The organism is Tunturiibacter gelidiferens (assembly GCF_051013345.1).
In the GTDB taxonomy this organism is placed as follows: domain Bacteria; phylum Acidobacteriota; class Terriglobia; order Terriglobales; family Acidobacteriaceae; genus Edaphobacter; species Edaphobacter gelidiferens_A.
Genome location: NZ_CP132939.1, coordinates 5,016,305 through 5,028,090 on the forward strand (window position 1 = coordinate 5,016,305; position 11,786 = coordinate 5,028,090).

Here is an 11,786-nt window from a genome sequence, read left to right on the forward strand (position 1 = left end):
CCCGTATTTTGTCCTTGCCTTCGCGCTCAACACAGCACCAGGCAGATCTTGAAACTTATAGTTTTCGCGAAGCGAACCGCAGCTTTACCCACAACACGAAAGTCCAAGCAACATCCATGAACAAAGCCACCCTCCTCGAACTCCTCGCCGCCGTCCAATCCGGAACCATCACCCCCACCGCCGCCACCCAGCGCCTCGCCGACATGCCCTACGAGGACATCGGCCACGCCCGCATCGACCACCACCGCACCCTCCGCATCGGTCTCCCCGAGGTCATCTACGCCCAGGGAAAATCTCCCCAGCAAACCACGGACATCTTCACCCGCATGGCCGCCGCCGGCACCGACGTCCTCGCCACCCGCGCCGACGAAGCCACCGCCGCCATGGTTCTGGCTTCCTTCCCCAAAGCCATCCACCACCCCTCGGCCCGTGCCATCACCCTCAAACAATCGCCACTGGAAGACCCAAACGGCCACATCGCCATCCTCAGCGCCGGCACCAGTGACCAGCCCACCGCAGAAGAAGCCGCAGTTACCGCCGAACTCTTCAACGCAAAGGTCAGCCGCCTCTACGACGTAGGCGTAGCCGGCCTCCACCGCCTCCTCTCAGTCCGTGAGCAACTCACCAAGGCAGACGCCGTTATCGTCTGCGCCGGCATGGAAGGCGCACTCCCCTCCGTCGTGGGCGGCCTGGTCGGTGTCCCGGTCATCGCAGTCCCCACCTCGGTCGGCTATGGAGCCAGCTTTGACGGCGCCGCAGCCCTTTTGGGAATGCTCAATTCCTGCTCCCCGAACGTTACCGTAGTAAATATAGACAATGGCTTCGGCGCAGCCTACACTGCCGTATTAATCGCACGTGCGTCCGTCCGTCGTAGCTGAACGAACGGGCATTGATAGCAAATTCGTTATCAAATGCGTGACGAAAGGCGGCCCCACATGCTTCCCCATGACGACAAACCCTGGGCAAAGACCCTTGCACGCACCGTCATCTGCGTAACGATTGTTGCACTGGTCTGCCTGTCGCTCTTTCTCGAGAGCCGCAACATGTTTCACATCCCGGAGATGGTCGGCGTCTTCCTGCTCTTCCTCACCATCGTTCCACCCAACCTCGCCGTGCTGTACCCCTGGATACTTCCCACCCACCACGAATCCAACAACAACCGCCCCACCAAATCCACTGTTCGATAGACCCCTCGTCGACCAGCATCTAAGATCGTCTACCTGGCCCTCAGATCGTCGACCAGCCCCTCAGATCATCTACCTGCCCCTCAGATCATCTACCAGCATCTGATCAGCGGCCTCTTCGGTTTGCTGTCCTCTCGCTTGTCACTTTGCTTGCCGTCCAATTGCTTGCCACTTTGACGTCGTTCGCTCGTTTGTCATTGCCATTGTTTGTTTCTTCATTGTCATTGCGAAGCTGAGGAACCCGCTGTTGCGGTTGTCGTTGTAGTTGTAGTTGTCGTTGCTGTTGCTTGTCCTTTTGTTGTCATTCCGCAGCGAAGCGGAGGAATCTGCGGTTGTCCTCCCAGCTGTCGAAGTCAGCTTCCCCCTCGAACAAGCCACCGCAAACCTGTCAAGCCCCAAAACCCACTAAACCGCGCAACGTCAACAACATACCGTTGGCGTATTAGTTATGGCGAAACCGCTATACTGAGTACTAAGCATAAAGAACCAGCCGAACGTGGGGTTCTTTGCCTGTGAAATCGAGGAAAAGCTGGTAAGTCATTTGTTTAGACATTTTTGCGGATAAACGCTTTGTAATGAATATTTTGCAAGAGGCCAATTTTGCAAAGCGTAGCAAACAAATGACTTACGCGAAGGACCCCCGGGGGCCTGGACAGTGCAGCTATTGGTTCACGCCGCTGGCGAGGAAGCCACCATCCACCACAAGAATTTCCCCGGTAACAAACGCCGAAGCATCACTCGCTAGAAAGATTGCCGCTCCAACAAGCTCAGAGGTCTTGCCGAAGCGGCCCATAGGAGTCCGCATCAACAATTCTTTCCCCCGCTCGCTCTCGTCCAGCAGCTTCTGGTTCAACGCCGTCCGAAAGACGCCGGGAGCGATCGCATTCACGGTCACGCCCTGCGCGCTCCACTCCACCGCCAGGGACTTGGTCAACGCTCCAACGGCAGCCTTGCTGGCCGCATACGCCGTGACCTCTTTGAGGCTGACGAATGTGTTCAGCGAAGCGATGTTCAGGATGCGTCCGTAGCCGCGCTCCAGCATATGTTTGCCGAAGATCTGGCAGGCTCGCAGCGTTCCGGTCACGTTCGTATCCATTATCCCGTCCCAGGTCTCCTCCGTGACGGTCAGCGTCGGCTCCCGCTTGATCTTCCCGGCGCAGTTGATCAGGATGTCGACCTTTCCGAATGCCTTCACCGTCCCATCCAGCAGCGCCTGCAGACTCACCCGGTCCGCAACGTCCGAGGTCAGACGCAGAGACCTCCTCCCCGTCGCCTCGATGGCCTTCGCCGCCTCATCCACCTGCTCCAGCCGCCGCGAACTCGCCACCACATCCGCACCCGCCTCCGCCAGCCCAACGGCCATTGCCAACCCGATACCCGAGGTACCCCCCACCACCACAGCCGACTTCCCGCTCAAATCAAATAACGGATGCCCCATCGAAAACGTCCTCTTCCTTCTTCAACATCTTCTCAAAACTCAGTTCTCTCTTGACGAAATCTGAGCCAGAATCTGACTCACAATCTCTTCCGGCGCTCGATCGTTCACGATCCGAACAGCATCGTTCGGCATCTCGAGCGTAGCAAGCTGACTGTCCAAAAGCCCAGGACTCATGAACTCATGCTTCCGCTCAGTCAACCGGGCCGCAAGCATCTCTTTCGAGGCCTCCAGCACAACGAAGCTCACCGCCCCCTTCGGCATTCCCGCCTGCAACGTCTCCCGATACCGCGCCTTCAACGCAGAGCAAGCCATCACACCGCTCTTCCCCTCTGCAAACCAGTCCCGCAGCAGCCGATTCAGCACCTCGAGCCACGGTTGACGATCCCGATCGTCGAGCGGCTGTCCCGCAGCCATCTTCTCCTTGTTCGCCAGAGGGTGATAATCATCGCCATCCGCAAACACAGCTCCCGCGCGTTCAGCCAGCAGCGTCCCTATGGTAGTCTTGCCCGATCCGCTCACACCCATCAACACAACAATCATCCAGCAACATCCTCTCAACCGACTTACACGAACAGCAATCTGCCTGCAACCTAGCTCTGTAGCCGCCCCCGATAGGCCCAGAGCCCAAGACCCGGATTGGAGATGTAGAAGATCTCCTCACCATCCACTGTGTTCCAACCGTCTTCCAGCGTGGCAGGATTGTACTTCGACGTCATCTCGGCCAGGTCGCCATACTCGAAGTGGACGCCCTCGATCTCCTCGCGGGTCAACCGGCCCGGGCAGTAGCGGATGGTAAAGCGACCTTCGCTAGACCCATGGATGAGGTGGGCGGCTGCGCTGAGATTTCCGGCCAGATGCGGATCTTCTTTTACGGCTTCAAGGGTCCGGGGAGTTCCGCAGTAGCCGTACCTGCGGATCAGGGCGTCGATGGCAGAGTCTTCGCCAAATTCGTGGACACCCGGGGCGAGGACGATCAGTTCAGCGTTATCCGCAAGAGCCATGCGTGTGCGGTAGATGCTTTTGTTTCCGAGCCAGGTGCTTTTGAACTCGTGAGGGTCGAGGAAGACAACTGCCTTTTTGATTTGACGGTCCATTATCTTGAAATTGACCTTTAGGCTAAGAGCTGCGGCGAGTTCGAAGCACTCTGCATCATCTCCAATGTAGAGGCCGCGAATGACTAGCTTTCCGTCTGCGTTTTTCGCTACTACCGTCTGCACATAGACGATCGGCAATTCACGGGCGAAGTGTTCGCTGGCGTAGTTCAGCACGCGCCGAACAGGGGTGTCGGCGCGTCCCATCATGCGCTCCATGCCGTAGACAGCACCGAGAAAGTGGCTGCGATGGATTCCTATGGAGCCGCCAGTGCCTACTAAGATGTTTTTGTTGTAGTTCGCCATACCGACAACTTCATGAGGAACGACCTGGCCTATGGAAAGGATGAGACCGTGTCCACCGTCGCGCAGTAGTTTGTTTACTTGCGCGGGCCAGCAGTAGTCGAGCTTTCCTTCGCTTACTTCGAACATGAATTCGCCGGGAACTTCTCCTAGAGTAACGATGTCGTTGCGCCAATCGTGCACGCGAAAGAGAGTTCGCGGAGTTGCTCCGTACATGGTGGCGATCTCTTGATCCGTCATTGGTTTGTGGGTGCCGAGGGCGGGGAGGATGTCGGTGAGTTTGTCTCCGTAGTACTGCCATGCGAATTCCGTCAGGATGCCGCTCTGAGAGTGCATTCGCGTGAAATCAGGCGGGATTGCGAGGACTTTCTTACGCTCGCCTAGTTTGTCCAAGGCCTGGAACAGGTTTGTTTGCACTTCTTGGGGCGACATCTCCGTTGTCGCGCTGCCAGCGGCGAAAAATAGGCTCATGGGCTTTGATCTTACTCCCGGTACTGGTGCGAATTCGTTGCGTCGGGGTGGTGACGGAAACAGAAAAAATCTGGTTGCGTAAAAAACATTTGGACGGTCTGGGCAGCTACTTTTTGCTGCTTTTGCTGAGTTTTTTGAAGGGGTGGGTGGAAAAACGGTGAGTTTGTGGTGGTTTTTGATGGTGAGAACGTGGTGGAATGCGCGGCTAACGTGGAGAAAAAACAGCGTTGAATTGGGCTGCGAAAGATAAGCCACGCTTTTGAACTATTTTTTCATTCAGAGGCCAGGGCAAACCGGATTTGTGAGCGCGTTGTCCATCCTCCTCTTTCTCCAGGTGAGTTGTCAGATCTTGTAGGCCTTCCTGACCAGATTTACGGTGAGGTCGTGGATGACTTCGAAGGCTTCGTCTTCGTCGAGGCGGTGTTCGACTACGAGGCGGCCCAGAAATGCGCAGTCGATGCGGCGGGCTACGTCGTGGCGAGAGGGGATGGAGAGGAGAGCGCGGGTGTCGTCGTTGAAGCCGACGGTGTTGTAGAAGCCGGCGGTTTCGGTGGCCTGTTCACGGAAGCGCATCATGCCCTCGGCGGAGTCGTGGAACCACCAGGGAGGACCGAGCTTCAGCGCGGGGTAGTGTCCGGCTAGAGGAGCCAGTTCGCGGGAGAAGGTGGACTCGTCGAGGGTGAAGAGGATAAAGGTCAGCCGCTGATCGTTTCCGTATCGGTTGAGCAGGGGCTGAAGGGCGCGGACGTACTCGGTCTGGGAGGGGATGTCGGCGCCCTTGTCGCGACCGAATCTCTCGTAGAGCTGGCGGTTGTGGTTGCGGACCGAGCCGGGATGGAGTTGCATGGTGAGGCCGTCTTCGACGCTCATGCCGGCCATTTCGGTGAGCATCTGGCCGCGGAAGTACTCCTGCTCCTGAGCAACGGAGCGGCCGGAGATAATTCGACCAAAGAGAGAAGCGGCGGTATCGGGGTCCAGATCGGCGGTGAAGGCGGTGGGGTGGCCGTGATCCGTGGCGGTTGCGCCCATGGACTTGAAGAAGGCGCGGCGGTTGCGTAGCGCGTTGAGATAGCCCTGCCAGGTAGTGGTGTTTTCTCCAGTGATTTCACCAAGCTTCTGGATGTTGGCGAGGAAGCCGGTGTAGTCGGCGTCGATCACAGGATCCGGACGAAAGGTTGGCAGGATGCGGCCCTTCCAGCCCGACTCCTTGATGGCCCTGTGGTATTCGAGATTGTCGAGGGGGTGTCTGTTGTGGAGAGGACCTCGATATTGAACCGCTCGTAGAGCGCTCGCGGGCGGAACTCAGGTGTTTCAAGTTTCTCAGCGATGATTTCGTAGTATTCGTCCGCATTGTCCGGGCTAAGACGTTTGGTCAGGCCAAACTGATTTTCAAACGAGTAGTCGAGCCACAGACGAGTGGGAGTACCACGAAAGAGATAGTAGTTTTTGGCGAAGATGCGCCAGACTTCTTTCGGGTCGACCGGAGCGGCGGTGCCGTCGAGGGGAGGGATGCCGAGGGACTCCAGCGAGATTCCCTGCGAGTACAGCATGCGAAAGATGTAGTGGTCAGGCTGAATGAAGAGGGCCGTGGGATTGGCGAAGGGCTCGTTCTCGGCGAACCAGCGCGGGTCGGTGTGACCGTGCGGGGAGATAATTGGCAGGTCGCGAACTGTTTCATACAATCTCGCGGCGACTGATCGCGCCTCACTGTCCGCAGGGAAAAGCCGGTTTGGATCGAGAATCATCCTTCATCACCTCTTCAGAAGCTCCAGGCATCCGAAGATACCGGCACATTGAAGCGTACCAAAGATTTAGCCGTAGCTCGAACAAAAGGTAGGAATCGGTCGCCTGTAACCTTTTTGATTGCTCCCGTCGCATAGTAGAAGCCTGGGGTCTCCCTTATGTTTGATTCGGATGTCAGCCGCGACGATGGTTCCAGGAAGATGACAAGACGAGTGTTTGTGGCCGGCGGCGCTGCGGTTGCGGCCTCTTATGCTGTGCTTGTGATGCGGAGGTCTCCCGGAGTCGAGGCCAGCGTGGCGGTCCATGGGACACCGGGTGAGGTCACGATCGTCGACTTTGGCAATGACGGGAAGAACCTTGGGAAGCAGACGGTTGCAAAGATTGTGAAGACCGACGGAGAGTGGCTTCGACAGTTGGGCAAGAACTCGTTCGAGATCGCGCGGGAGGCGGATACCGAGATGCCCTACTCGGGCGTCAGCCTGAACGAGCATGGCAAAGGTGTTTTTCGTTGCATCGGCTGTGATACGGCGTTGTTCGACTCGAAGACGAAGTTCGAATCCGGCACGGGCTGGCCAAGCTTCTGGGCGCCGATTGCAAAGGAAAATCTTGCCGAGGTCGCAGATCGTTCTCTGGGGATAGAGCGCACCGAGGTCAAGTGCGTGCGGTGCGAGGGACATCTAGGGCATGTCTTTGACGACGGCCCGGCGCCGACGGGACTGCGGTATTGCATGAACTCGGCTTCAATGAAGTTTATGAAGGCTTAGACTGGCGGTCGATCCTATCGCACGCCGGAGCGTTCTTCGGGCTGATAGGGACGACAACCGATCGTAGAGACAAGGTAGGATACGGGGATCTCTCCAATACGCAACAGACGATGGGGCTGTGTGTTGCTCCGGTCGAGATGACGTTGAGCTTTGGCGATTGTGGTGGTGATTGCGACTGCGACTGCAATGACGTCGTCGACTGCTACTTCAACGACAACGACAATTGCAACTGCAACTGCAACGACAAAGGCGAAATACGGGGGTCTCTCCACTGCGTCGCGCGAGTAAGACTGCGCGACTTCGGTCGAGATGACGAGCCGTGAGGGATTGACAAAGTCACAAGAACTATCGAGTCACACGGACTGATTCGTTGCAAGGTCTATTTCCGGACGACCGCATTTAGAGATAAAAAGGCACCCCGAGGGGTGCCTTTTTTCGTGGATCGGCAGCCGTTACGGGATGTAGTAACGGAGGCCGGTGAAGACCATGTTGTTGTTGGCCTTGGGAGCGCCGTAGGTTGCGGTGGAAGAACCGAAGGTACCGCTGGTCAAACCGGCCCAGCCGACCCTTTGGAGGTAGCTGTACTGCACGGTGTACTGCAGACGGCCGTACTTGGGGCTGCTGTAGAAGCGGTAGACGAACTCTCCGGTGAGTTGGGAGACCGCACGGGTTGCGCCCAGGCAGCTTGCAGGTGTACCCGGGTTGTAGGGGGCGGCACCGGCGAGTCCGTTGCCAGTAGAGGTAGGCAGTGTTTCGATGCCGCAACCTGCATTGGAGCTGCTGATGGGAGCGTAACCGACGAGCTTGCCGGCATCTGCACCCACGGTGCTTAGGTACGTGGTGCGCTGCGCGTACTCACTACCATAGTAAAGGTCCAGATCGAGCTTCTTCTGCGGGTGAAGTTCGAGCGATCCCAGGAATTGGTAGTTCTTGATGGGAGCCAGAGTTCCGTCGGGATGCACGGTGACATCAGGCAAGGTAGAGGTACCATAGCGGCCTACTCCGGTGCCGCCAAGGAAGTGAAGGCCGAAGTCCGCATAGTGAGTGATGGGCGTGCGGGCGTTGGCGAAGAAGCCGCCGCCAACCTTGGTGTTGTTATTGCCACCCACAGCAGATGGGACGGTGAGGGTTTGGTTGGGGTAGTAGCGGTCGCGGAACCAGCGAGCCAAGCCACCGGCCTCAAAGTGGCCATACTTCGAGTCATAGGCGAACTTTACGATGACGTCGGGCGCGACGTTGTTGGAGTAGTTGGCAGTGAGGTTGTAGAGACCGCCGCCTGCGCCTGCGTTGCCGATGAAGAAGTTCGCATTGGCGTTGGTTGCGGAGTAGATGATCTCAGCCTGTTCGACGGCGACTGCGGCGGTAAGTCCACCGATCTTCTGCTGGAACCTTACGCCGGGCTGACGCTCCCAGCTGAAGCCGACATGGTACTGAGAGTCGACGGTCGCGGGCAGAATCTCGGTGCGGTTATCCGTTCCTTTTTTGGTTTCGGTGACGAGCGACCACATTTGACCGCCGGTGAGGGTGAAGCCCTTGTTGGTGGCCACCTGGCCCCAGATCTGGCGCTGGCGCAAGGTGTAGCTGTTGCTCTGATTCTCGTTGCTGGTGGCGCCGGCCGAGAGGAAGTCAGCCTCTACGTAGCCTGACAGCTTGAAGGGGCCGGGGTTTCCGACGAAGAGTGCTCCGATGCGGCTTTGACGACCAGAGAAGTTGAACTCACTGGTGTGGGCCTGGGCTGCCCCGGGGTACGGGGTAGCGTTGAAAGGGGTGTTGACGTCGGAGTTGAGCGAACGCTGACGGTAGACACTTTCAATCGCGAAGAAGGCAACCGGAGTTATTTCGACTCCCTTGTAGTGAATTGCCAGAGGCGACTCGATGGCGTCCGTCATCTGCTTCTTCGTGTCGCTGATGGTCTGAGCGAGGCCGACGTTGGTGGTCTTGAGGTCGGTCACGGTGCTGTTGAGGCTGGAGACGGCTTCGGTGTTGGTCGAGAGACTGGAGCTGAGGCTGTCAGCCTTGGCTGAAGCGCTAGCGGCGGACGCCTCGGCATTCTGAGCGGCCTGCTGAGCGGTCGCGAGCTTCGCGTCCTTGTCGGCATTCTGCTGTTTGAGAGCATCGATCTGGGCCTGCTGGCTCAGCATCTGCTCGCGCAGCTCGCGGATCTGACGTGCCAACGGGCTTTCGACGGGCGCCTTCTTGTGAACCGGCGCCTTGCTGGTCGTCTTTTTCGTTGCCGTGCTGGTTTGCGCCTGGAGAGATATTGAACTGATAACCAATATCGCCGCCATAGTCGCTCGTAGTTGCTTCGTCATGGAACCTCGCAAAAGTATGAAAAGGCATAAGGACAACAAGAAAGGCGCGGGGCATTTCAGCCCACTCCAAGTTCTTCCTTTGCTCTTTGACTTATGCTCACAAACTCGTGTGAACAGAGGAATAATTTGTGCGGTATTCACGGATAAAATACGTTTCTCTGTGGATATTCCATGAACTTCGGTGATTTTTTGGTTCCGGTCGAACTAGACAGGTAACCACGAGGGTGGCAGATCTGATTTACCGTTATCTTCATGCACTTTTCCCGTCTTGGCGCTCTACTGGTGGGCTTTGGCCTCTTTGCTTCTGCGGCTTCGGCACAGTCTTCTATTAAGTTGATTCCGATGCCGCGCGAGATTCGTGCGACTGGCGATGAGGCGCTGATTCATGGCGTGGGCATTTCTTGCATGGCTCCTTGTGCTGTGGAAGACCGTTTCGCCGCGGACGATCTGACGGCGTCGCTTGTGGCTCGGGGTGTTGTGGGTTCGCCGGGCGGGGTTGCGATCGAACTGGCGCGGGCGAGTGTTCACCCGGAGGTGAAGTTTACCGATGAGATGAGGGCTGAGGGGTATGTGATCACGAAGATCGGGAAGACGCTGACGGTGATTGGGGATTCGGCGGCGGGGGTGTTTTATGGGGCGCAGACGGTTAAGCAACTGATCGAGGGAAATGGCGCGGGCGCGGTGCTGCATGAGGCCAATGTGAGGGACTGGCCGGCGATGAAGTATCGTGGGCTGGACGACGATTTGTCGCGGGGGCCGGTGACGACTCTGGAGTTTCAGAAGCACCTGATTCGGACACTGGCGGCTTATAAGGTGAATTTGTATTCTCCGTATTTTGAACATACGCAGCAGTATGCTTCGAATCCGCTGATGGCTCCGCCGGGCGGGAGTGTTTCGGCTGAGGAGGCTCGACAGTTGGTGGAGTATGCGCGGCTGTATCACATTGATGTGGTGCCGGAGCAGGAGGCGTTTGGTCATCTGCATCACAATCTGGCGTGGGAGCAGTATCAGCCGCTGGCGGAGACTCCCCATGGCGCGGTGTTGGCTCCGGGGCAACCGGGGTCGATTGCGCTGATCAAACAGATGTTTACTGAACTGGCGGCGCTTTATCCGGGTCCGTTTTTGCATATTGGTGCGGATGAGACGGTGGATCTGGGACTGGGGCAGACTCAGGCGGAGGTGGATGCTCGGGGCTTGGGCCGGTTTATCTGGATTTTCTGCAGCGGATAGTGACGGAGTTGAAGCCGCTGAATCGCAGGTTCCTGTTTTGGGGGGATATCGCGCAGGATTCGCCTGATCTGTTGAAGGATTTGCCGCAGTCGTTCAAGGATTCCACGATTGCCATTGCTTGGGTATATACCCCCGAACCTCACGGATATGACCGATTTTTGACGCCGTTTACGAATGCGGGGATGGAGACGTGGGTGGCTCCGAGCGTTAACAACTTCCGGAAGGTTTATCCGAACAATAACTATGCGCTGGCGAATATTCAACGCTTTACGGCCGATGGGCAACGGCTTGGCAGTACTGGACAGCTGAACACGATATGGAATGATGACGGGGAAGGACTCTTCAATCAGGATTGGTATGGGATTCTGTTTGGCGCGGCGGCGGCATGGCAGAAGGGGGAGTCTTCTATTCCTGATTTTCAGGATGCTTATGGACAGGTGTTTCATGGTGACTCGACTGGGTACCTGAACGAAGCGCAGAAGGAGATGATGCTGGCGCACTCCGTGTTGAAAGACGAGGTGAAGCAGGGGGATGGGACGAACAGCATCTTCTGGCTGGACCCTATGTCGAAGGATGGGCTAAGGATTGGGGCGCAAGTGCTTCCGTATGCGCATGAGCTGCGGCTTCATGCGGAGCGAGCGCTGACCTTGATTGCACAGGCTAGGGCTGCTGCGCCTGCGCCGCCCGCAGTTTCGACGGTGCCCAAGGCTTACGATCCTGCAGACTCCTATCCGAGTGCGGCTACGACGCTTCGCGAGACTGCAGCTATCGATGCGCTTGAACTGGGAGCTCGTCGAATGGATCTGATCGGGCTGAAGTTTCAGCTGTCGGAGGAGATTGCGCAGGGTTATCAACGGGCCTACGCGATGCAGAACACGACGGACAAGAAGCAGCGCATGAGCGTGAGTCGTGAACTGTCGGATATCAACGGGGTGAATGGTCGAATTCAGGATTTCATAGACGCCTATTCCCTGCTGCGTGATCTGTACGAGCAGGCGTGGTATCGCTCAAACCGTGCGTACGCACTGCGGCCAGTGCTGGAGCACTACGACTACACGGTGGGTATCTGGGAGAGTCGCAGCGACAGACTTCGGAGTGCGCAACGTCAGTGGTCGGATACTCACAACGTTGCCGCCGGCTGCGGATTTGGGCATACCACCGCCGGCTCCTGCTCCAGCTCTGACTACCAAGTGACTCTTTTGGGGAGACGGGTGTGGCGCTGAAGTCAGAAGATCTGGCAATCTAGAAGA

The 11,786-nt window shown here is 57.4% G+C and carries 9 protein-coding genes and 1 pseudogene; 5 read left to right on the forward strand and 5 right to left on the reverse strand.

Translation table 11 applies throughout. From position 1 onward, the window contains the following. Positions 1-116: 116 nt before the first annotated feature. The gene (gene larB / locus RBB80_RS25190) at positions 117-878 is read left to right on the forward strand and encodes a nickel pincer cofactor biosynthesis protein LarB (protein WP_433965042.1); all 762 of its coding nucleotides are present in this window, start codon (positions 117-119) and stop codon (positions 876-878) included. Positions 879-935: 57 nt separating this feature from the next. Next, positions 936-1,187, forward strand: a complete 252-nt coding sequence (locus tag RBB80_RS25195; protein WP_433965043.1) for a hypothetical protein — start codon at positions 936-938, stop codon at positions 1,185-1,187. 658 nt (positions 1,188-1,845) lie between these two features. On the opposite strand, the gene RBB80_RS25200 is transcribed toward RBB80_RS25195, so the two are convergent. The 4 genes and pseudogenes from RBB80_RS25200 to uxaC all read right to left on the reverse strand — a co-directional run bounded on the left by RBB80_RS25200 (position 1,846) and on the right by uxaC (position 6,232). Then, positions 1,846-2,622 (reverse strand): SDR family NAD(P)-dependent oxidoreductase, encoded by a 777-nt coding sequence (locus tag RBB80_RS25200; protein ID WP_433965044.1) that lies wholly within the window; start codon positions 2,620-2,622, stop codon positions 1,846-1,848. Between the two features lie 39 nt (positions 2,623-2,661). Next, positions 2,662-3,162, reverse strand: a complete 501-nt coding sequence (locus tag RBB80_RS25205; protein ID WP_433965045.1) for a gluconokinase — start codon at positions 3,160-3,162, stop codon at positions 2,662-2,664. 50 nt (positions 3,163-3,212) lie between these two features. Then, entirely contained in the window at positions 3,213-4,448 is a 1,236-nt protein-coding gene (locus tag RBB80_RS25210; RefSeq protein ID WP_433965046.1) for a lactate racemase domain-containing protein, read from the reverse strand. Positions 4,449-4,829: 381 nt separating this feature from the next. Further along, a pseudogene (gene uxaC, locus RBB80_RS25215) lies at positions 4,830-6,232 on the reverse strand (glucuronate isomerase). A gap of 198 nt (positions 6,233-6,430) precedes the next feature. On the opposite strand from uxaC, the gene msrB reads away from it, so the two are divergent. Next, positions 6,431-6,994, forward strand: coding sequence for a peptide-methionine (R)-S-oxide reductase MsrB (msrB, locus tag RBB80_RS25220; RefSeq protein ID WP_433965047.1), 564 nt, complete (start codon positions 6,431-6,433; stop codon positions 6,992-6,994). A gap of 452 nt (positions 6,995-7,446) precedes the next feature. Here the strand turns inward: msrB and RBB80_RS25225 are convergent, their stop codons facing one another. Continuing rightward, positions 7,447-9,306 carry a hypothetical protein gene (locus RBB80_RS25225; protein WP_433965048.1) on the reverse strand — a complete coding sequence of 620 codons (1,860 nt, stop codon included), beginning with the start codon at positions 9,304-9,306 and terminating at the stop codon, positions 7,447-7,449. A 252-nt stretch (positions 9,307-9,558) separates the two neighbouring features. Here RBB80_RS25225 and RBB80_RS25230 point away from each other — a divergent pair, with 252 nt between their 5' ends. Both RBB80_RS25230 and RBB80_RS25235 read left to right on the forward strand, forming a co-directional pair. Next, positions 9,559-10,536, forward strand: coding sequence for a glycoside hydrolase family 20 zincin-like fold domain-containing protein (locus RBB80_RS25230; protein ID WP_433965049.1), 978 nt, complete (start codon positions 9,559-9,561; stop codon positions 10,534-10,536). Continuing rightward, positions 10,536-11,759, forward strand: a complete 1,224-nt coding sequence (locus RBB80_RS25235) for a hypothetical protein (RefSeq protein WP_433965050.1) — start codon at positions 10,536-10,538, stop codon at positions 11,757-11,759. Before RBB80_RS25230 ends, RBB80_RS25235 begins: the two co-directional genes overlap by 1 nt. Positions 11,760-11,786: the final 27 nt, after the last annotated feature.

Bases quoted from the DNA above. Each gene is read 5' to 3' on its own strand.
- larB (WP_433965042.1), top strand. From the start codon at position 117: ATGAACAAAGCCACCCTCCTCGAACTCCTCGCCGCCGTCCAATCCGGA.
- RBB80_RS25210 (WP_433965046.1), bottom strand. From the start codon at position 4,448: ATGTCGCCCCAAGAAGTGCAAACAAACCTGTTCCAGGCCTTGGACAAA.
- msrB (WP_433965047.1), top strand. From the start codon at position 6,431: ATGACAAGACGAGTGTTTGTGGCCGGCGGCGCTGCGGTTGCGGCCTCT.
- RBB80_RS25205 (WP_433965045.1), bottom strand. From the start codon at position 3,162: ATGATTGTTGTGTTGATGGGTGTGAGCGGATCGGGCAAGACTACCATA.
- RBB80_RS25195 (WP_433965043.1), top strand. From the start codon at position 936: ATGCTTCCCCATGACGACAAACCCTGGGCAAAGACCCTTGCACGCACC.
- RBB80_RS25230 (WP_433965049.1), top strand. From the start codon at position 9,559: ATGCACTTTTCCCGTCTTGGCGCTCTACTGGTGGGCTTTGGCCTCTTT.
- RBB80_RS25200 (WP_433965044.1), bottom strand. From the start codon at position 2,622: ATGGGGCATCCGTTATTTGATTTGAGCGGGAAGTCGGCTGTGGTGGTG.
- RBB80_RS25225 (WP_433965048.1), bottom strand. From the start codon at position 9,306: ATGACGAAGCAACTACGAGCGACTATGGCGGCGATATTGGTTATCAGT.